Consider the following 21,847-nt stretch of genomic DNA (forward strand, 5'->3'; position numbering starts at 1 on the left):
TTATCCCTGTGCATAATCCATAATGGCTCTGGAAACTTTTTTTATGGTTTCCTCATCCAAATAGGGGTGCATGGGAATACTGAAAATTTTTGAAGATATCTTCTCAGCAACTGGCATACTCACCTTTTCATACCCCAGACCTCCATATGCCTCCTGCAGATGAAGGGGCTTTTGATAATAAATCATGGTGGGTATACCTTTCTTATCCAACCCGTCGATTATCCGGGTACGCATATCCGTATTTTGGGCGAGTATGGAATACTGTGCCCATGCAGATACACACCCTTTTGGAATTGAAGGCAGGAAGAGTGATGGGCAGGCCGGATTCAGCAGATCAAAGTAGGTGCGGGCCCTTTGGCGGCGCAACTGATTTTCTTCATCAAATATATCAAGTTTTGCAAGTAGAACAGCAGCCTGAAGTGTATCAAGCCTGGCATTCAAGCCGATTCGCTCATTGTCGTATTTGTGGCCCCCCATACCGTGGACCCGAATGGATCTCAGTTTTGCAGCCAACGTATCGGAATCTGTAAAAACAGCTCCCCCATCCCCATAACAGCCCAAGGGTTTTGCAGGGAAAAATGAGGTACACCCCATATCCCCCAGCGCCCCTGCTTGTTTTCCCTTATAGGCGCCGCCAAGGGACTGGGCCGCATCCTCAATCAATAGCAGGCCGTTATCGTCAGCAATGGTTGACAATGCATCATAGTCACAGGGCAGTCCGAACAGATCTACTGCAATTACCGCCTTGGGACTAAGGGGCGCATCTTTTCCCCGATAATCCGGCAGAGGATAAATGGCATTGTTATCTTCCCTTACCGCCCGAATCGCGTCCGCCAGGTTCCTGGGAGAGATATTGAAGGTTTCCGGATCAATATCGACAAATACAGGGGTGGCCCCTACCATTGAAATGGCTTCCGCCGTTGCGAAAAAGGTGAAAGGGGTTGTAAATACAGCGTCTCCCGGGCCGATACCGCCAGCCATCAATGCCATAACAAGGGCATCGGTTCCCGATGAACAAGATATCGTATATTTTACGCCCACAAGATCGCACAGGCGTTTTTCCAGGGTATCAATCTCAGGCCCCATGATATATCGGCCATGCTTCAATACCTTTTCCATGTTTTCCTTTATTTGAGGCAGTATCCTCTGTTGCTGAGCAAATAAATCAACAAAAGGGAGTTTTTTTACCAGTGTTTTCCCTTCTATACAGAGAGAAGGATACTCTTTTTTACAAACCGGACAGGTCACGTCATGGTTTAGTTTCTCTCCACATTCACACACCCAACCGGTCTGTTTTGCCGGATTTCCCACTACCAATGCATGGTCCGGCACATCTTTGGTTACAACAGCTCCGGCCCCGACAAAGGCATATTTTCCTATGGTAACCCCGCAAACAATGGTGCTATTCGCGCCGATGGACGCCCCCTCCTTTACACGTGTAGGACGGATGTCATCCATTCTCCGGATATGGGATCTGGGGTTAAACACATTTGTAAATACCACTGAAGGACCACAGAAAACATTATTTTCCAGGGTTACGCCCTTATATACGGACACATTATTCTGAATTCTGCATCCGTTCCCAATTTCAACATCCGGCCCGACAACCACATTCTGCCCCAGGTTACAATTCTTTCCGATAACCGTATTACCCAGAATATGAGAAAAATGCCAGATCCGTGTGCCCTCTCCTATGTCCCCCCCGGGGTCCACTATTGATGTGGGGTGAAGATAATAACCTGTTGATGCATCTGACTGTTCCGACATTGCTTAACCTTATTTGCTGACAATCTTCTGTTCTTTCAAAAAGGGATGCAATTCCCCTGCGCCCATATCAATACCGGCATTTCTGATATTAGAGACGACCTCTATGCTCGGCCTCGCATCTGCCAGGGAAAATCCGTTCCCACCCAGTACTTCTTTGTAACTCAAAGTATGCAGGTCTGCAAATCCTGTGCTGAATTCTATCTCTTCACGATTTACGGTTATGGATCTGAAAAAACTCTGTTTAGATTCACGTACCCGTGACGGCAAATTCTCAGCGTCAACACTTAAAAACCATCTGATCCGGGCCTTTTCCAGTTCCAGGAATCCAGATGCCGTAACAGGAGAAAGTTTGTGGACCACATGGTTTTGAACCTTTCCGAACAACCAGATCAGCATATCGAAAAAATGAATTCCTATATTTGTGGCAATGCCTCCTGATTTGGCAGTATCCCCTTTCCATGACCTGAGATACCATTTTCCCCTTGCTGTAATATAGGTCAGGTCCACTTCATATTTCTTATCCGTGCCTGCCCTATCCAATTCTGATTTAAGCTTCTTTAAAGAAGGATGAAGCCTTAACTGAAGAATGGTGTAGACACGTGATGCGCACTCGGCTTCCACCTCCATAAGGCCGTCAATATTCCATGGATTTAAAACAAGGGGCTTTTCGCAGATTGCATGGACACCGCTTCTTAAAGCAAACCGGATGTGGGCATCGTGAAGATAATTGGGAGAACAGATGCTGATATAATCTATTTTCTTCCCCTTCCGCCTCAACAGGTCAACATGCCGGTCAAACCGTTCGAATTCGGTAAAAAAATCCGCTTGGGGAAAAAAAGAATCAATAATCCCCACACTGTCGCAGGGGTCAAGTGCGGCAACCAGGACATTGCCTGTATCTTTAATGGCCCGCATGTGACGCTGTGCCACAAACCCTGCGGCCCCAATCATTGCAAATTTAATAGTCAATCATCTCCCTTTTAGGCAAAGCCATAGTATTATGGAGTTATTAAGTAAAACTCGATCCTTTTGAATTCCCCATCGTATTTCGTCTTTTAAACTTTTTCTGGACTGCGGAATGGCCCGGTCCGGGTTACTAACATCATAAAAACCGGCTGCGCATTATATTATATAGCTCAATATCCAGGGAATTATGCCTCTGGATTAATGATAGGGTCTGCTTTGTCAATGAGCCGACAGCAGGCCTTTTCCTTGTCACATTAAGCCATTTTACCTCAATGGGTTGCCACCCCATTAGATCAACGAGATTTCGGACCGAATCGTCCAAACGTGAAACAAAGCCAATAAAAATATAATTTTTTGATATATTATTAACAGCGGCTTCAAGCATAGACTCATCACACTGGCCATACAAGGGATTGACACCTGAAATCATACGGACCATACAATTGTTCAACCTTGGCCGCATTCCCTTTTTCAGGAACTCATCTATCCCCATTTTCTGTGCAAGGTTATGATATCCGTGTTTTTTTTCTGATTTTATAAAATAGTAATGGGACAGTACTCTTTCCACCGGATCCCTTAGAAAAGCAATATACTTTGCGCCCTCTTTTAAATGATGATGGATGCCATAATCCACATGCCCGGTTAATAACTTAAACTGGAGCCGCCGGTCTTCTTCCAAATTAACAAAATCGGTCAAAACCCCATCTTTGGATCCACATACAAAGACCTGATCCCGAACAAATTGGGAAACGAATAAAGGGGAGAGGGAAGTCCCCGCGGTTTTAGGGATATGCTGAAAAATAATTGGAACGGTCATTTTTTCCAACGGGAGCGCGCTCGCACGGCGCACTTTACAGACTCGTCCATCAACACCTGATACCTGCTGGGCCTGTGCTGGCCGGTTTTCCGTTCCGGGCCGTGCCACCGGATGGAGTAAAGCACCCGGGGCAGGTGGTAAAACCTGGCGTCGGCAAGGGCAAACCTCAGGTAGTGGTCATAATCGTTTGCTGCGGTATAGGAGTCATCCATGAGACCGACGCTTTCATGCAATGCCGTCCGGTACAATTTGCTTACGCCTAAATGAAACCAGTCTGCCAGACAGGTTTTAAAATCATAATCCGGTTGCCGCATCTGCCTGATGATACAACCGGCATCATCCACAAGGTTCATATCGGAATAAACAAAATCAGCATTTTCTGCTTCAATCGCCGCAACCAGTTCTTCTATCATATGGGGGTGGGGAATATCATCACCAACGATATAGGTACAATAGGTTCCGGAGGCTCTGGAAAGGCCCTGGTTATAGGTCTGGGTGGCACCGATATCCTCGTCATAAGTCAATATGGTTATTTTCCGGTTTTGGGGATGGGTCAGAACAGTCTTCCTGCAGATTTCCCCTGTATCATCCATATGGGTCACCGGTTCAATGGACGCCTTTGAAATTTTTTCTTCCAGACCAGACAGATAGGCTTTGGTATTGTCCGTCGATCCGCCGTCCACAATGATAAGTTCCAGGTTGGGATAGGTCTGGAAAAGACAATGGTCCACACAGGCCGGCAGGTACCGGCCCTGGTTAAAGGTGGGGATAACAATGGTGACTAAAGGTGGGTTCATTTTTCCAAAGAAAATCCTAGGGTAATATAAGGGCCGTGGAATCGACTGATAAATGTTTCGGCATCCTGGAACGCTTTTTCACGGTCAAAGGGCTGTCTTATTTCCATCCGGAACCCAGCCAATTCAATATCCCTGAAAACATCCCACCGGTCAAAATAGGGTTTCCATTTTTCTCCCCCGTATATATCAACGGTGAGGACAAGTTTCCCTCCGGGCTTCAAGCAGCGCCTCATTTCCTTTAATGCCGGCACTGCCGCACTGCTTGAGAACAATCTGCCAATTTCCGGATGGTCTGGATCCTGGGTGGGACAGACAATGTGTTCCAGCACCGAAATGCAGAAGATCACATCAAAAATCCCATCATCAAACTTCATTTCCCTGACATCCATGATGCGGTAATCGGACCGCTGTGCAAGCTCGGCTGTGGTGGCCCCCCACACGAGGGCATCGGCCCATTCCCGTTGGGCAAGGTCGATGAAAGTGGTTTGATGATGGTCTTCCAGGAATCCGGCATAGGGAAATGTAAAATCAGGGGCCACATCCAATATCCGTAGGGGGGCTTTTTCTAAAATACCGCTTTGCCCAACCGCCCAGGGGTATTCCCAGTGCCTTGATCCAAACGGTTTTTCTCCGCAAAGCAAGCCGCAGAGGTCAGACTTCCGGTATTGAGTTATGGCAGTCTTCGTCGCCAGTTCGTATGTATTCATACCGCCCTTTCCTTGCCCAAGCCCGATATCGGGTATTTTTTCATAAGCGCTTTAATATCGTGAAAAGACCGCCAATTTTTTTCCAGCCACGACGGTTCCCGGTCCCACCAGCAAAAGGCCTGCAGGTATTCAATTTCATCCTGCTCAAATCGGAACCTTTGAATTTTTGCAGGAACACCCGCAACCACCCCGTAAGGGGGAACATCACGGGTCACGACAGCGCCAGCCCCCACAACAGCACCATTGCCGATGGTCACCCCGTCCAGAACAACGGCGTTGGCACCGATCCAGACATCATGCCCCACAGTCACAGGCCGATGTTCAACAAAATAATTTTTATCCGTGAAGGGAACGGGACATGCCGAATTTGTTCTGGAATAAAAAAGGGGATGAATGGAAACAAATTTTCTGGACGGATGCATGCCCAGACCGATGGTCACGCGAGGCCCCACCGCACAAAACTTCCCGAATGCGACATCAAACATGGCGCAATGCTCTGAAATATATGTTCTATCCCCCAAGGAAACATAAACCAGACGGCAGTTTTCATATATTCTGTTCCAGTCGCCCAATTCGCACCGTTTAAAAAAACAATTGCGGCCAATCCAAACATGCCGGTTTCTGTACTTTTTCAAAAGGCGGGAAATATATACCCGCCGCCTGAAATCAAAAGCCAGATTACCCCACGCCCGCTCTATCATTTGCTTTACAGGGATCAAACCAGGCCTCCGTCGCTGTTTATCCGGCCTATCTCTTCATGGATCTGCTTTTCCAGCCACAAAGGCGGTAAAAGCACATCCATGCTCTCCAAAAATAAAGCATCAATGGACTCATCCCTGTAATCCGGCGGGCACATCTTCAATGGGAATCTGTATTCAGGAGGCTGTTTTACCGGAATAATCCGGTTATGGGCCGATCCGGTATTGGTGCCGGTATCGTCCATTCCGGTATTGTTGACCAGGGGCCGGGTCGGCATAACATGCCGGTACCCGTGTTTTAAAGTGATGAGCCCCAGGGGAATGGCCCAGGAATCCACCATCTTTTTTTCCACGGCATAGGTGTGATAGAGCAAATCTCTTCCGGCATGATCCGGCACCCGGTCAAAGCTGCCGTAGGGATTAACCCTGTTTTCCAGTTCCGGCAGCACGGCATGCCACCTATCTTTCCAGGTTGCCCATCCCCAGGGTAAAAACCGATGGGAAAGAAAAACATCATAGGGGATAGCCAAGCAGCCCAGGGGGCGGATAAACTGGTAGGCGGAAACCGAAAAAACCGTTTTTTGATTTTTCCAATGGGCCAGGTTTTCGGCCATGAACTCCAGCATTCCCCCAAAAGGCAGGCAATCGTCTTCCAGGATAATCAATTCATCTTCATGCTCAAAGGCTTGGGAGATTCCCCTGATCAGGCTATTGGACAGCCCCTGGTTATTTCCGGCCCTGAAAATAATTTTATTATCAAAGGGATAATCCTCTACCAATGCCAGATTCCTGCAGACCATCTCACGGTCCAGGTCGTTGTCCCGGGGGCCGTCACAGAAGATATAAATGCTTTTAGCCCCCATGGTCTTGAGGGTGTTGAGCATGGTTTGGGTTTTGTCCGGTCGGTTGTATGTAAATAATGCAATGGGCGGAATAGCCATATTCTTCCTCATCCTCTCCTCTCGAAGAGGCCGTCATGCCACCTGCCCAGTACCAGCAGCCTGAACCAGACTTCAAGGTAGGCTGTATCCCCCCAGAAAGGGGTCATGGCATCCAAATCGAACAGGTTTCGAATCAGCCTGTTGTCAAAAACAGACTCTTTACATGAAAAGACCATCTCCTTCATATACTTACCCGGCGGGGTAAACCCCTGCTTGGGCCTATCAAGGATGGAAGATGGCAGCCTCTGCTTCAACAGGTCCTTTAAAATCTTCTTGCCACCGGGCCTGACATATCTTGCGTCCGGTGCCAGACCCTGAACATAGTCCACCAGGTCAGGATCCAGCATGGGGACCCTCAACTCAATTGAATGGGCCATGGAGAGGCGGTCGGCCAGAAGCAGGCAATTATTAGGCAGCCAGGTTTTAAAAAGCAGGTGATAAATCCGGTCCACCCCCTTAAGGGACGCCCCCCCGAAACGTTCCGCAAGGAGGGCGTCGCAGCCGGTCCCCGATTCCCTGAAATCCGGCAAGGCACACAGATCGAGAAACCTTCGGGCCGCCCGGTAAGCCGGGTGATAAAAAAAGCCTGACACATCATCCTTATCGAAAAAGGGGGAATAGGTATCGTCCATAAAACGTTCAACTGCCTCATTCCAGACCCCGTATCCGTAAAAAATTTCATCACCGCCCAACCCGTTGACCAGCACTTTAAACCCCAGTTCCCGGGCCCGTTCAAATATCTTCCACTGCGGAATGGCAGCAATATCGGCCACGGGTTCGTCGCAATGTTCCATAAGGTCGTGAAAGCCCTTCACATAGGCCTCATAGTCCATAACCACCTCATGGAGGTCCAGGCCGCAGATCAGGGCGGTTTGACTGGCATAGGCCCGTTCGTCGGAAGGCGTATCCAGGTCATACCCGACGGTCAGCGCTTGGGGCCTGTGCCCCAGTTCTTGTCCCAGCACAGCAATGGAGGCCGAATCCAATCCGCCGCTGAGCATCAGCGCCAAGGGGACCTCGGTATAGAAATGCCGGTCAATGGAACGGGAATACCGTTCTTCAACCTCATCCATGGACACCGCCCCCGTCGGCCCCGACTCCAGGTATGCAGGCTGCCAATAGGAAAAGACCTCCTCTCCGTCCCCCGAAATCACCAAGGCCTCTCCGGGGCAAAGCCTTTGGATATTCCGGTGAACCGTTTGGCGATTATCCACAGGAAACCCGTAGGCGCAGAACTCCCAGATCCTTTCCGGATCAAGATCTGCACAAAGCTTTAAGGCGTTAACAAGAGAGGACATTTCCGAGCTGAAAACCAGCCGGCGAGAATCCCTGTACAGATAAAGCGGTTTAATCCCGGCACGGTCCCTGGCCAGGATCATTTTGTTCTGTTTGCAGTCCCAGAGAGAAAAGGCGAACATACCCGCAAGTTCGTTCAGCATCGCCGCGCCCTTTTCCTCATAAAGATGGAGAATAACCTCGGCATCGCTTCGGGTCCGGAACCTGTGCCCTTTTTGTTCCAATTGCCTGCGCAAATCAAAATGATTGTATATTTCACCGTTGCAGACCAGCACCAGGGATTGATCTTCGTTTTTGAGGGGCTGGTCCCCTCCCTGCACATCCACAATGCGAAGCCGGCTCATGCCTAAGCAGACCCGGTCATCATGATAGAATCCCCGGTGGTCCGGCCCCCGATAGTCCATGGATTCAACCAGGGTGCGGATCAAGGCATCGCCGGAAATACGATCCCCGCAAGCCTCTGCCCCCTTAAAATAAATACCTGAAATTCCGCACATTCTATTTCACTGTAATCATTTTTTCCGTGTTACCATTGAAATTCCGGATCGTTCCGTATATTCCCTCAGGACATCCAACCCGGCATCACCGCACCATTTTCTGACCTGGGCCGGCGTCTGGCGGTGGGCATTTTGCGGCGCATACCAGTCATAGTTGATGTGCTGCATTTCATCCATCGTAAAATCCGGCCGGTAAAACACCTTAAACAAATGCCAATAAAAAAACCGCTGAAGATCCATCTTTCCCTTTTCGATTTCCAATAAAGGGATATCTTCTTCGATATCAACTTCAACCTGCAACTCTCCCAAGGTTTTCCCCAGCGCCGTCAGTGACCGTAACGCTTCCCATGCCGTTTCAGGGGGCATCTCTTTAAGCCGGTTCCGGATATAATCGTCTGTAAACTCCCGGATAGGGCCTTTTTTGTTATACACATAAAACATAAAAATCCCGCCCGGTTTCAACAGGCCGGACAAATAGGCCAGTGCCCTTTGGGTGGAATCGGTATGGTGAAGTACACCTTCGGAATAAATAAAGTCAATACTCTGCCGATCAAAGGGCAAAGAATTTATATCGGCCTGGAGAAAGGAGGCGGGAATCTTTCTTTGGTCAAACCTGGACTTGGCCACATCGACTGCGGAAGAGACGTCCACGCCAATATAGTTCAAACGAGACAACACATCGTGGGGAAAAAACTCAAGAGTGGTATACCCTGAACCGCAACCGGCATCCAGAAATATATAATCGGCATCCATGGTATCCGGAAACAGGGAATCCGTTTCGCCGTACCTTTTTTTCAGCCATTTCAGGGTGGCGGACTTCATATCTTCGGATTCATAGGTATCCTGCTTATGCCATTTGTGTGAAAAAACATCTCGGCTCTGGCGCTGGGCCCCGGAATAGATGGCCTCCTGGCGCAGGATTCCCCGGTCCATCCTGTAACGCTCTCCCCTGATGCTGACCCGCTCATCCTGATCAGGCTGAGTGATGCCTAAAATTTTCCAAAATCTGTTCATATCTTCTATCCACAATGCTCAGACAGGTTTCACCCCGTCGGCAATCAAAGAGGTGTAATTCATTCGGTACTTGCCCTGGAAACGAAAAAAACGTTCTTGGGTATCATGCCGTAAGGAGCGGCGGATCATTCCTCCGTCTTCAACACGCCACGGATAGGAATGGAACACCCCTGTTTCATCAAAATACTCCAATAGTCTCACACGGAATCCGCACCCCTCAAGCAGCGTTGATAATGAGTGGTAATTAAACATCATGGTATGCCCGTCCTTTGGAGGGAGCACCTCTTCCTGATATATTGGATCCGTTCTATAGCCGTCGGGCACGGCAATCCTCAGCACCCCTCCCGGCTTAAGAAATCGAAAACAATTCAACGTGGCCTGTTTCTGTTCCCCGGGATCAATATGCTCCCATACATGTTCCGCCAACAAGTTGTCTATGTCTCCGGGGCGGAAATAAGCCAGCCAGTTGTCTTCATCCACCACATTCAGATCCCGCTGCTCAGTGTCAATCCAGTTAGGATAAGAAATGGCTGCGGCACCGATAATAACTTTTAGGCCGTCCTTGGCTCCTTCAATCTTTTCCCTAAGTACCTTCTGGGCAATCATCCCCGTTCCCCAACCGTTGAAAAGAACTGGGTATCCATTGTCAACCCGAGTTCAGTGGCCATCTTAATGAATCTGCCGGCGGCGTTCACAGTCGCTTCCGAAACAGTTCCGGTATTGAGTTCCTTATTTTCCGTCGAAAGCATCACCTTATGAATACCACGGGTACGGCACAAGTTTAAAAATCGGAGGATATTTTCCTCATCATTGTTTTGACTGTATAAAATATACTTTACACAGACCTTTCCCACTGCGGCATATCTGCCGATGTGATCCCAGACTTCTTTGAATCTGTCTTTTCCCTTTATTCTGCAATAGGTTTCACGGTTGCCTGCATCCACACTTACAATCAGGGATATTCGGTCCGTCAATGCCAACTCCCTGGCAAGGGGATTTGAGAACTTCACCCCATTGGTGCATACGACCTGATTAATCCCCTTTTCCCTCAGAAGGGATAAGGCGCTGTCAAATCCTTGTGTAATCGTGGGCTCCCCGCCTCCCCAGACCACTGTGGCATCTCCTGCCATCAACCCCGAATCTGCCATGTATGTGAACAGTTCCGGAATGTCGTAGCCCGTCGGTTCAGGTTTGACGGATTGGTTTGATGTATGGCAGTAAGAACAGGCCAGGTTGCAGATGGATGACGCATTGACCGTAATAATGGAAAAAGGGGCGGAGGGGTTATGCCACTCCTGTTTTACCAGGTTGCCGCAGCCGGCACAGGAATGGATGTCTTTTGTCTGGTTGAGTTGTCTGAGGAGGGAACGGCGCTCCAGAATGTCATCCATGTCAAGCCCGTTTCCATTGTATTGCCCCAGATCAATCGAAGGCGCCTTCCCGGGAAGAAGCCGGTCCGCCAGACAACACATCCGTATCTTCCCGCCAAAGGAAAAATCTATTCCGCCTTCAATGTAAGGGCAACTATAAAATAACTTTTCTTTTTCACCGAACTTCATTCGCACCGACTCTCCTTAAAAGGTCGATATGGAGACCCGAATCTTCCAAAAGGCCGTGGGCGTCCAGCACGCGGGCCAGCCCTTTCTCAATTCCCGTCCGGCTCCGCCACCCATACATTTTTTCAGCCGCCCCCACATCTGCAATGCTTGTCTTTATAAAATCTTCCCTGTCATCGGTTTCCACTTCAACCTCCCGCCCCATAAGCCGGAACATGATACCGAGGACATCTTTTACGGAATATCCGGTTCCTGATCCAGCATTAATGGTTACAAGTCCTTTAGCTGGATTCTGAATGACTGCCGCCGTCAAATCGGCAATATCCTCCACAAAAATATAGTCCCTGACCGAGGTCAGGTTAAATAGCCGCAGGCGGTTATCCTGAATTTTCTGAATGATATCCGGAATGAGATACCCTGCAGGCTGTTCCGGCCCGTAAGCGTTAAATATTCTCAATATGGTTCCTTCCAGGCCGAAAAACCTGTGGCAGGCTTGAATATGTGCTTCGGCGGAGCACTTGGAATATGAATAGGGATCATGGGAGACCACAGGCTCACTCTCGGGAGTCGGAATCATATTCGTCCTGCCATAACAGCATGTGCCGGCAAATATAAAACGCATTTTCCGGGACAGCGCAAAGTTAACGGCATTAATGGTGCCCGACAAATTCACATTGATCAGCTTTTGCTGCCCCTCAAAAGAGTCGCCAACCCGGTTGATCCCTGCCAGATGAAGCAATAGGGAGCATGAGCCGTAATCCCTGAAATCCTCCATGGCCAAAACATTGCCCTCAAAGGGCACCCATTTAATGCCCTTTTCATCCAGCCGCCTTGTCACGGCCCTGCCTATAAAACCCGACCATCCGGTGACCAACACCTTAATATCCATTCCCACCTCTTTTGATTCGCTCATGAAAAACCGATGCCCTTATTGCAATCCGCCCACAGGGCCAGGACTAACAGAAGCCATAGATGATGGGAATTATCCTGATCTGCGGAATGCATATCAATATGCCAGCGGATATGACTTGGGGAAAACCATTCATTGAGAGGGGAGGACTGCCCCCTGAGATAGTCGTTGACCATTTCCCCCCCCCTTGTTCCCGGCAACATCCATTTTTGCCTGGGAATTCCGAATCCCATTTTAGGCCGCTTGATACATTGGTCAGGCGCCCTATTTTCCAATATTTTCTGAACAGCAATTTTTCCATACCCCCCCCCACTGTACTTCAAATCCATGGGCAGCCGGGATGCAAATTCCACCAGTTCCCTGTCCAGCAGAGGCGGCCTTACTTCCAATCCATGGCACATGCTTGCAATATCCACCTTGTTCAGGACAGCGCCTGGAAGATATGTCTCAAAATCCATGCATTGGGCATAGGCCATGCCCCTGTACCGTCTTGCATGGTGCCACGTGTCCAGGAAAAGCGCCGAAGGCGTATCGATAAGCCCTTTGAATTCAGGACGCCACAAACGGGCTCTTTGATGGTACTGGGTCAGATAAATATAATAACTCCAGGCCTCCGGCCCGACCCCAAGGGCATCCAAAATGGCCTTGACGGTCTTAAACCGCCCTGCACGGGCATCCAGTCGGAACTGATGGCGTGGCTGCCTCGGCCACCATCCCCGGTTCACCCACTCAAAAAACCGATCGTATCCTCCGAAGATCTCGTCCCCCCCATCCCCTGACAGAACAGTTTTGACCTGTGAACGGGCCAATCGGGAAAGATAGAATGTGGGAACTGCGGAACTGTCCCCAAATGGTTCTCCGTATTGAAGGATCAGTTCCGGGAGGACATCCAGCGCGCTGTCTCCCAGCACCTCATGACAGAATTCAAATCCGTAGTTGTCCGCCAGTTTTTTTGCCTGGGGCAGCTCGGAAAAACGAGATTCGTCAAAACCGATGGAAAAGGCTTTCAGGGTCCCTTTGGCATGGCGGCTGGCATAGTGGGCAACCAGGGAGGAATCCATTCCGCCGGAACAGAACAGGCCGACGGGGACATCGGAAACCATCGCCCGTCTGACGGCATTGCCCGCAATCTTTTCAAGCCCCTCAAGAATCTCATCACGCCTCATTTTGCTCTCAGAGAACCGGATGCGCCAGTATCTTCGGGGGGCATTCAGCGTGCCGTCAAAGGATACGCACATGGAATGGGCAGGCTGCAGCTTATACACATTCCGGTATATGGTATCGGGTGCAGGGATATACTGATACCGCAGGAAATAATCAATGCTCTGCAGCCGGCCCTGGGGCAGAGGCGCCTCCGGCATTTTTAACGCCTCCAATTCCGAGGCAAAGGCGAAGAAATCTTTTTCCCGCCGGTAATACAGGGGTTTGATGCCGGCATGGTCCCGGGCCAGGAACAGTTCTTGTCTTTGATAATCCGCGATGCAAAAGGCAAACATGCCGTTTAACCGGTTGACACAGTCTCTTCCCCAGCGCTGATAGGCGGCCAGCAGGACTTCCGTATCAGATGTGGTATAGAATTGTACGCCCTCTGCGGCCAATTCCCGACGAAGGTCCAAAAAATTAAATATCTCACCATTATAGCTGATGCACAGCGTCCCGTCATTATTGACCATGGGCTGGCCGCCGCCCATAATATCAATTATTGAAAGCCGGGCGTGGCCCAGGGCAACAGGGCCTTTTCTCCAGACATCCGATGCATCCGGCCCTCTATGGGATAAGGCACTGACCATCCGGTCAATCTCACCTGGGACCTCCCTCTGGCCGAACCTCACTATGCCTGCAATGCCGCACATTATTATGCCTCTGGTTTACTGGCCTCAATCACAGCCCAGTAACAATACAAATCTTGGGGTTCATAAGACTGCCAGGATTCATGAAGGCTATCCGGAGGGACGGCCCGTACCTCCCTTTGTATTATATTGACTTTAAAACCCAGGTCTTCCCAAAGGGAGCAGATATCGTTTATGCGCCAGAGGTTCGTCCCCCTGTCCATGGAGGCCCACTCTGCTCTCGAATACTTTAAAAAATCAAAATGGATATGTGTCATATCTTCATGATCCATAAAACCAATGCCATGGATCATTTTCCCCCCCGGTTTTAATACCCGGTAAAGATAATCGCTGACCCGGGCCACATGGCGGATATGCTCAAACACTGAAAAAGAAAAACAATAATCTATGGTTCCATCGGCAAGATCAGTTTTTTCGGCATATGCCTCAACAAAAGAAACCGACTTCAGGATGGCATCTAAGGACGCCATCCCGTTGATTTGCTCCCGGAACATTCCCGTTTCGTTCACCAGATGCACAGCCAATTCCCCTGCCAGTTCTATCCCTTCCATGGTATAGTTTACCGGTTCGCAGCAGATGCCTTGTGAAAAATGCATCCCCATCACGACTGAGGCGACCGGTGTCTTTCCAAAACCGACCTCAAGGAAACGGTCCCGTTTTTTGGGCAGGCGGACCAACAACGTCTTTAAAAAAAGAATCTGGTATGCCAGGGTCATTGAATCCTGAAAAACAAAAATCCTTTCAAGCACGCCGGAAAGCGTTTCCCAATCAGATATCTCCAAAAATTTCCTTAAAAACGAAACAGATAGGTTCCGGCCGGGACACGGTCGGTTGAACACCTCCGTGCAAAACGCCCTCAATACACCGGAAGGGGGCAAGTGCCTATTTTTCTCATATAGCGTCTGCCATAAAAATTCTTCTGTTGAAGCGCCCCTCCCATCCACAGCATGGACGCGGAGCCCGTTGGAAGCGGCGCCGGCAGCCGCTGGGAAAGAAAAGGGAGACAAGGGTTTGGCTGTGCCGGAAAACAACCACCGTATCGCTCTTAGGTTGATAACCAGAAAAAATTCTGCTTCCACGCCCTGTCCCGGGTATACCATGTCATAGCCGTTTTTCTGCATTCTTGTAACGGCGGCTGAAACTTGCCCTGGATCGACACGGTAGGCATATGGCGTCAGGACAATATAAAGGGCCTCTCCTTTCCGGTCCGCACTTTCCATAAGTCTTGCCTGGGGCGAATCCTGCATGGAAATGCATATCTCAAATGGCCAGTTCCTTAGACATTCAATAACAGGTGCGGGGGTATAATGGGGAACGGATATAATGGTATCGGTTACATTATTTTCCTTGATAACCCTGTCCAGAATCTCTGGAAACACATACCGGCCGCTTATCTCAAGTAAAAAAGGATCACATTCGTCCATTGGCCTGGCAAGCACAATTAATTTGGTCTGCACCCTCATATTTATTGTCCCTGAATGATTCATGCCCCCATTTTGAATAAAAAAATCATGTATGATACCCAACCGCCCTTTTTTCTCACAGGACATCCGGAAACTGTGCAAATAAAAGTTAGGGGAATAAAGGCATCAACGCATTATGCCAGACCTTATACCCGTTGGTGTTTAAATGAAGGCCGTCCCGGGTGAATCCGGATTGAAGATAGCCCTGGACCGACAGGATGCGGTTCAGATCAAGAAAAACCAGTTCCCTCTCCAAGCAATATTTTTTCAGGCCGTCATTCAGCCCATCGACTTCCCGGTTAATGGTGGCAGCGCCCGCCAGAGACTGATAAAAAGAAGACAGATACAAGGTGGACTGAATAATGGGTTTGGCCCCGGCCCCAATAAGTCTATCCAAAATATTAAGGTATACCTTCAGCACCGCCGAATGAACTCTGCCCTGGATTAAATCGTTTATCCCCGCCATGATAAAAACGGCTTGGGCAGATGCTCCCAATACAGTGTCCAGCCCATCCTGAATATCCATCACCGTAGCCCCGTCACACCCTTTATTGATAATATGAAATCGATCCCCCCCGGTGCTGAATTGTAAACCGGATGTCAGCGAATCCCCCAGCATGATTATCCCTGCGCCCCCCCTGTCGGGTTTGGTGTACCCTGCGGATAGATTGTCCTGGGATGAAATGCTCACAGGGGGATGGGACTTCGGGTCTTGATTGTCCCTAAACATATAACAAAAATCTTGTCCAGGAATTGCCCTGCGGACAGCATCATAGTGCAAGGGGCATGTGCATACAAAGACCAAATCTGTGTTCCCTGAAAAAGAATCAGGGAAAATATGGGGAATCTCTCCCAAATAAGGAAAAGGGATGTTCCGGTCTATCACGCCTTGGACACAAACCATATCCATGGCTCTGAGAAAGCTATAAGCGATGCATCCGCTGATGTTGCCACCATAGATATAAACGCTGACATTCCGATTGAATTTGGTTTTAACCCAGTTTTCAAAGGCCGCAAATTTCCCGTGGAGATCATTGCTTCTGGTTTTATAATCCTCCAGCCAAGCAGGAGGATTGACATAATCCAAATCCAAGGAAAACGCCTCGCTATAAGATTGTATCGATTTCGATGTCATCTTTATTTTTTGGAAGGCCCTCTCCCGACAATGCTTTCAATATAATGGGGAATAGAATCAAATACAGGCTGATCAGTCCTGGAAACAATGGATGGACTCAAAAGCAAGAGCATGACCAGTCTGAAAAAATGAATCACCGCTTTGAGGAAGCAGATATGTTTTGCCCTTCCGGCAAACCTGAAAAACATTGATTCAATAAAACTCAGATGCCTTTTGGACCTTGCCTGCATTTCATCCAGGGTTCTGGCCGCATTGTCACCAATCCGTTTGTGCAGCGCTTTAGACTCCAGCAATGCCCATAGGGCATCGGTAACCTCTTGGGCGTCAAGCTCCACACAATAGGCATTTTCTCTATGGATGATCACATCCCGGTAGTTTTCAAGGTTGGCCATAATCATCGGGGTATTGCATGCGGAGGCTTCGAAAAAAGACCGGGGCATCCCATCAGACGAGGGTATAGATACGGCCACATCGGCACACCCGTATAAAGCTGGAATATCCTCGTCCGCCAGTTCAGGAAGTATGACCACTTTGTCTTCGATTCCAAGGTCTGTTATGAGATTCTCAATCTGTTTTTTATACCGGGGATCGACATAAACGGTGGACAACAGCAGCGACGCTTCAATCCTCCGGCATATTCCCGCGAAGCCTCTGACAATGATATCGATATTGTAAATCGGAAACATTCCCCTGGGGCTTAGGACAATTTTGGCATCTTCCTTTATCCTGTATCGTTTTCTGAACGTATCCTCCCTGCGGCGGCCTGGCAAAAAACGGGAATTAACCCCCCAGGTGAATGTCGTTATTCCCCCTTTTCTCCCCATTTTCCCAACGGCGTTCTTCAGATAATCAGATTCAGCCAAAACCCAGTCCGCCCGATTGAGGAGGCTGGCCGTGAGGCGGCGTTCAAGCCGAGAGGGGCCGGTCTGTTCAAAGAGCACATCCCCGCCCATCACGCTGACCACCAGAGGTCTGCTGCAGGTGGCGGCCATCCAGTTCCAGAGACCGGCTGCGTAGTGCACCATGATGATATCCGGATCAAACCGTTTCACCAGGGAATAAAACCCAACCATCCGTGACAGGGCAATGGTCCGGTACATCCCGCCCAACGGCAGGCCTTTTATGATCAGGCTATCTACGCCGGGGATGGTGTAGTCCGGGGTATTGGTGACCAATGCCACCTGATGCCCGAGCCGGGCAAAGCATTGCACCCTGTCATAAAGATGAGGCGCAATCACCGGACCGATCACCAGTATTCTCATCTTTTTTGACATTATGGGTTCAATCATCTCGATCCGGTCCCCATGAGCTCAAAAATCATGGCCTCATAATTTTTGACCTTAGCTTTCCATGTCCATCCGTCTATAATCGACTTCCGGGCATTGGCCCCAAGCCTTTTGATATCGGCATTAAGAATTGATTCGATGCCATCCCTGATCCCCGTTATGCTCCGATCAATAAAATATCCGTTCTTTCCCGGAGATATCACTTCAGGCATATTCCCCACCCGGGTGGTCAACACCGGCAGGCCGCACGACAGCGCCTCCAACGCCGTATTCGGAGTTCCCTCGGTTTCTGATGCACAGATGTAAAACCCGGCCCTGTGATAATAGCGGTCCCTGATAAGATCGTGGGATATGATTTTTGATGTGTCCCCGTCCCGGGCGTCCACATTTTTAAAAATCAAGGAAACACCGGCCTGGATGCAGGCAGCCCTGATCAAGTCAAGCCCCTTATTGCCGACGGAGCAGGCATTGCCTATCCAACAGGCGGTTGTACTTTTTTCAACCTTGTCGCCGGGGTAAAAAAATGTTTCATCCACCCCGTTTTCACAGCAATAAAACCGCCCCTTCCCCTTGGCCTTGTTAAAGGCAGTAAGGTTGTTCACAAGGCCCGCCAGGCAGCCGTGGGCTTCAACGGCCACGAGGAGTTCGTCAAGGTATTCGGTGATGGTGGTGCTGGTCCCAAGGACAACTTTAGAACGATAAGGGGCCGGAACAAAATGGATCAGGGAGCACTCAAACAAAATAATCAGGTCATAGGGGGCATAATCGACCCTGTCCTTATAACCGGCGACATCCACCCGGATATCTTCATGGATGAATCTCTGAATATTTCTTGCACGGTACCACCAGGCCCAGCCTTTTACGTCGTATAAAATAATAACGCTGATCTTCAAAGTCTTACGGTTCCTGCCATTGGATGAGCCAATGCAATGCTAAAGCGTTTTATCAGTCCAGGGCGGTGTCCAAAACGGGAACACCTTTACCCCATGGTTTGTTTGATCATATACCCGCTGGGGCAGTACGCCCACGGGAAACGGCGGATTTCACAATTCATTCCGTTAAAGAACTCCAGAACCGCCCGGGTCTCACCGGGGAATTCATTGTAGCCGAATTCATCGAACACGATAATCCCTCCGGGCACCACCTTTTTATAGAGTTGCTCCAATGTATCCAGGGTCGGCTGGTACAAATCAAGATCCAGGTAAAGCATGGCCACGACAAGTCCCGGATGGGACTGGACAAATTCGGGGATGGTTTCGCACACATCACCCTGGATAATATGGATCCGGTCCCCTTCAGGCGACTGGGAGCGGAAGATATCCAGATCCCGGAAAAACTGATCTTTATTAAAAGTGGCAACGCCTCCTTTTTTCATGTCGCGCCACTGGCCTTGTGATTGATCCTTTTCAGAAATTTCCGGAAACCCGGCAAAGGTATCAAAACCGTAAAGATGGCGATCCGATACAACCGGTGCAGTTCTTCCCTTTGGCCCGAAGATTTCCATTAATCGGGCGAGGAAAAAAAATGTCGCCCCATTCCGCACCCCCAATTCAAGGACAGATCCCGGCAGATCGATTGTTTTCCGGTACAATTCCGTTATTGCTATCTGGCGGGCAACAAAGTCGGTCCTCAAATGCATGGCATACTTCTGCATTTCAAAGAAAAAATCCCTTTTTTCATTATTTTTTTCATCCAAGATGATCATTTGACCTCCCGCCTTTCCTTATTTTTTTTAAATGCATCCAGGGCGATGGGCAGCCTGGGCGCATTTGAGATGACACTATGCCAATCTTCGAAATAAATACGGTCCTCCGCAGCCGGACAGACAGCCAAGCCTGAAAAAGGATAATGGTCCAGCATCCTTTGGTGAATTTCCTCCAGGGGCTCCGCCATAACATTCCCATAGCTAAGGTGGATGAATGGACAGGGAAGAACATCTCCGTAAGGTGTGATGTAGATTTTGCGTTTTGCAGCCGGACACCCTCCGGCATCATGGTCCGTACGGACATGGGGATATATTGCCGTCAATTCCTCAAGATATTTCCTGTCCTCAGGGGTAAAGAGGTATTGGGGGCGATGCTGCCACCGTCCGGACACCGTGGCAATATTTGCCAACAGGATAATGTTCATCCGCCGGGTATACCGAATCACCTTTAAAGTGGCGGGAGTTCTTAAATTATCGTGGGTCAGCACCATGGAGGCCGACACCTGGACCCCTCCTTCCCGGATCCGGTTTAAATTGGACAAGACCCGCCTGTGCCAGGTATGCGGCACCCCCCGAAATCGGGCGTATTCTTTTGGATCCATCGTATCCAGGCTGATTGAGATGGCATTGATGCCCCATGCTTTCAATTTGCCGATCATGTTTTGGTTCAGCAGAGAGCCATTGGTTTGAAGCTTAATATGCCGCCGGTCCGGATCAAGGTAGGAAATCACCTTTTTTAAGTCTGCATTCAGCAACGGTTCACCGCCGGTCAAATTGATCCGGATCACATTCATCCGGTCAAATGCTCTGGATAACGAACGGTAATCCGCCACCCCCATCAAAGGACGCCCGGGATGCGTTAATGTGGCTGCCGAACAATGGACACAATTCATGTTGCAACGTGTCCCCACTGAAACATCAACGGTTAGGGCGGATTGAGTTCTGAATATGCGGTTAGACAATACACGGGCCCCCAGTCTAAGTTTAAATGGCTTCCCGTAATACTCTATCTCGTTTAAGAGCCGATTTAGTTTTTTCATTGGATCAGGCTTCCTCTCAAATGGACCGGCAAAGCCAGGTTCCCGGGCGCGAAAATCCGGAATCATCCTTTAAACAAGATTCCCGGCGTTTTACGGCCATGGCCAGAAGACGGCCCACGGGTCTTTTAAAAATGGAAATATCTGTCCGGTCAAACCCCGCATCAGCCAGCCATCGCCCCAGGGTCTCCACCGTGGGGGAAAACCAGTTCCACCCTTTTTCAAGGGTGCCGCCATATTCACAAAAAGCCCCTTCAATACCAGAAGATTTGGTTTCAATGATGAGACGGCCTCCGGGTTTTAAGTAGGCAAAACATATGCGCAGGGCAAGCAGGGGATCGGTGACATGGTAGATAACCCCGCTCAGGTAAACAATATCAAAGGTGCCCTGCCAGTTTTCATTATCAGAATAAAGGCTCTGGCGGCTCAGGTCTATAGAGGCTTGAACCACCTCAAAAAGCCGGCTTGCCGCCCGGGCGGACACAGGGTGTTCTTCCAGTGCCGTGACCGTTGCGCCCAGGCCGGCTAGCCCCAAGGCATCCCCGCCTGTCCAGCAGCCCACGTCAAGCACCGTCAATCCCTCTAAAGACTTGGGCAGGAATTGCTGTTGAAGACATTCTGCCAGAACTTCCAAATGCCTGTCATCCATGGCCCCCTGCCTGGAATATCCATGGCCGAAATCCTGGTTGTGTCCCCAGCAGAAAAACTGAACAAAACCGTTGCCATATGCATTATGCCAATAATCTGAGGGGGAAAACTGATCCGGGAACTCATTGTTTATCGTTTCATATGCCTTTTTTGCGGTTTCGGCATCGGGCAGCAGAAACCGGTTCACCGCATCCCTGACCAGCCTGAGGCAGTCATCAAGACCTCCGGCATCCATTGTGGGGATAAAATTATGACCCAATTGCCTGTTGCCGGCTTTGGGAATGGTGTCGAATTCCTGGGGAGCCGCCCGGTCATGACAGAAATCAAGGATGGCAGCCCCCTGTCCCGGCCTTGCATGGGGGGAAGGATCCAGCACGATCCTTTGCAACCGGTATCCAGGACAGCTTAAAAGCACATCCAAAAGCCCCTGGTACACCGCCGGGAGATCGGCGTGGTCAATGACGATCACAGCTTGGTCGGCCAAAATATATTGAAGGCTTGCCAGCAGGCTGAAGATGCTGCCCCTGTCCTTTTTTTCCGAGCTTAAAAACAATGCAATGTCACGGATATTGCCCCCACGCCCCTGACCGCCTAAGGCTTCCGCCGCTTTTATGGGATGGATAAACATATCATCCGGCAGCGCCAGTTCCCTTACCTTTTTCAATTGCCAGATGTCTTTTACCAGTTGTGAGGCGCTATCCTGGGCCCTGCCCATACAGATACCGGATATTTTTTCAATTTCCTCCATGACTTCCAT

Annotated in this window: 20 protein-coding genes and 1 pseudogene; all 21 read right to left on the reverse strand. The window is 49.5% G+C overall.

Annotation, left to right across the window (positions count from 1 at the left end):
• Positions 1-1,119, reverse strand: coding sequence for a DegT/DnrJ/EryC1/StrS family aminotransferase (locus HUN04_08355; GenBank protein ID WDP93211.1), 1,119 nt, complete (start codon positions 1,117-1,119; stop codon positions 1-3).
• 111 nt (positions 1,120-1,230) lie between these two features.
• A pseudogene (locus tag HUN04_08360) lies at positions 1,231-1,767 on the reverse strand (N-acetyltransferase).
• 9 nt (positions 1,768-1,776) lie between these two features.
• Entirely contained in the window at positions 1,777-2,718 is a 942-nt protein-coding gene (locus HUN04_08365) for a Gfo/Idh/MocA family oxidoreductase (GenBank protein ID WDP93212.1), read from the reverse strand.
• Between the two features lie 151 nt (positions 2,719-2,869).
• The gene (locus tag HUN04_08370; GenBank protein WDP89724.1) at positions 2,870-3,550 is read right to left on the reverse strand and encodes a sulfotransferase family 2 domain-containing protein; all 681 of its coding nucleotides are present in this window, start codon (positions 3,548-3,550) and stop codon (positions 2,870-2,872) included.
• Positions 3,547-4,347 carry a glycosyltransferase gene (locus HUN04_08375; GenBank protein WDP89725.1) on the reverse strand — a complete coding sequence of 267 codons (801 nt, stop codon included), beginning with the start codon at positions 4,345-4,347 and terminating at the stop codon, positions 3,547-3,549. The genes HUN04_08370 and HUN04_08375 overlap by 4 nt, the downstream gene beginning before the upstream one ends.
• The gene (locus HUN04_08380) at positions 4,344-4,886 is read right to left on the reverse strand and encodes a class I SAM-dependent methyltransferase (GenBank protein ID WDP89726.1); all 543 of its coding nucleotides are present in this window, start codon (positions 4,884-4,886) and stop codon (positions 4,344-4,346) included. Before HUN04_08380 ends, HUN04_08375 begins: the two co-directional genes overlap by 4 nt.
• A 164-nt stretch (positions 4,887-5,050) precedes the next feature.
• A complete protein-coding gene (locus HUN04_08385; protein WDP93213.1) occupies positions 5,051-5,755 on the reverse strand; it encodes a CatB-related O-acetyltransferase in 705 nt (234 codons plus the stop codon).
• Positions 5,756-5,769: 14 nt separating this feature from the next.
• Positions 5,770-6,705 (reverse strand): hypothetical protein, encoded by a 936-nt coding sequence (locus tag HUN04_08390; protein WDP89727.1) that lies wholly within the window; start codon positions 6,703-6,705, stop codon positions 5,770-5,772.
• On the reverse strand, positions 6,702-8,486 hold the full coding sequence (gene asnB / locus HUN04_08395; protein WDP89728.1) for an asparagine synthase (glutamine-hydrolyzing): 1,785 nt from the start codon (positions 8,484-8,486) through the stop codon (positions 6,702-6,704). The genes HUN04_08390 and asnB (HUN04_08395) overlap by 4 nt, the downstream gene beginning before the upstream one ends.
• A 15-nt stretch (positions 8,487-8,501) precedes the next feature.
• Positions 8,502-9,389, reverse strand: coding sequence for a class I SAM-dependent methyltransferase (locus tag HUN04_08400; GenBank protein ID WDP93214.1), 888 nt, complete (start codon positions 9,387-9,389; stop codon positions 8,502-8,504).
• A gap of 129 nt (positions 9,390-9,518) precedes the next feature.
• Positions 9,519-10,106, reverse strand: a complete 588-nt coding sequence (locus HUN04_08405) for a hypothetical protein (protein ID WDP89729.1) — start codon at positions 10,104-10,106, stop codon at positions 9,519-9,521.
• Positions 10,103-10,972 carry a radical SAM protein gene (locus tag HUN04_08410; GenBank protein WDP89730.1) on the reverse strand — a complete coding sequence of 290 codons (870 nt, stop codon included), beginning with the start codon at positions 10,970-10,972 and terminating at the stop codon, positions 10,103-10,105. The genes HUN04_08405 and HUN04_08410 overlap by 4 nt, the downstream gene beginning before the upstream one ends.
• A 73-nt stretch (positions 10,973-11,045) precedes the next feature.
• Positions 11,046-11,969 carry an SDR family oxidoreductase gene (locus HUN04_08415; GenBank protein ID WDP89731.1) on the reverse strand — a complete coding sequence of 308 codons (924 nt, stop codon included), beginning with the start codon at positions 11,967-11,969 and terminating at the stop codon, positions 11,046-11,048.
• Positions 11,966-13,819 carry an asparagine synthase (glutamine-hydrolyzing) gene (gene asnB / locus HUN04_08420; GenBank protein ID WDP89732.1) on the reverse strand — a complete coding sequence of 618 codons (1,854 nt, stop codon included), beginning with the start codon at positions 13,817-13,819 and terminating at the stop codon, positions 11,966-11,968. The genes HUN04_08415 and asnB (HUN04_08420) overlap by 4 nt, the downstream gene beginning before the upstream one ends.
• A 2-nt stretch (positions 13,820-13,821) precedes the next feature.
• Positions 13,822-14,598, reverse strand: coding sequence for a methyltransferase domain-containing protein (locus HUN04_08425; protein ID WDP89733.1), 777 nt, complete (start codon positions 14,596-14,598; stop codon positions 13,822-13,824).
• Positions 14,599-15,388: 790 nt separating this feature from the next.
• Positions 15,389-16,414 (reverse strand): hypothetical protein, encoded by a 1,026-nt coding sequence (locus HUN04_08430; protein WDP89734.1) that lies wholly within the window; start codon positions 16,412-16,414, stop codon positions 15,389-15,391.
• A 2-nt stretch (positions 16,415-16,416) separates the two neighbouring features.
• A complete protein-coding gene (locus HUN04_08435) occupies positions 16,417-17,703 on the reverse strand; it encodes a glycosyltransferase family 4 protein (GenBank protein ID WDP89735.1) in 1,287 nt (428 codons plus the stop codon).
• The gene (locus tag HUN04_08440; GenBank protein WDP89736.1) at positions 17,700-18,593 is read right to left on the reverse strand and encodes a glycosyltransferase family 4 protein; all 894 of its coding nucleotides are present in this window, start codon (positions 18,591-18,593) and stop codon (positions 17,700-17,702) included. Before HUN04_08440 ends, HUN04_08435 begins: the two co-directional genes overlap by 4 nt.
• A gap of 86 nt (positions 18,594-18,679) precedes the next feature.
• A complete protein-coding gene (locus HUN04_08445) occupies positions 18,680-19,405 on the reverse strand; it encodes a class I SAM-dependent methyltransferase (GenBank protein WDP89737.1) in 726 nt (241 codons plus the stop codon).
• Positions 19,402-20,298: a radical SAM protein gene (locus HUN04_08450; GenBank protein ID WDP89738.1), complete on the reverse strand. Its 897-nt coding sequence runs from the start codon at positions 20,296-20,298 to the stop codon at positions 19,402-19,404. Before HUN04_08450 ends, HUN04_08445 begins: the two co-directional genes overlap by 4 nt.
• Positions 20,299-20,461: 163 nt before the next feature.
• Complete coding sequence (locus HUN04_08455) at positions 20,462-21,847, reverse strand: methyltransferase domain-containing protein (protein WDP89739.1); 1,386 nt, start codon at positions 21,845-21,847, stop codon at positions 20,462-20,464.

It is taken from the genome of Desulfobacter sp., assembly GCA_028768525.1.
GTDB lineage: Bacteria > Desulfobacterota > Desulfobacteria > Desulfobacterales > Desulfobacteraceae > Desulfobacter.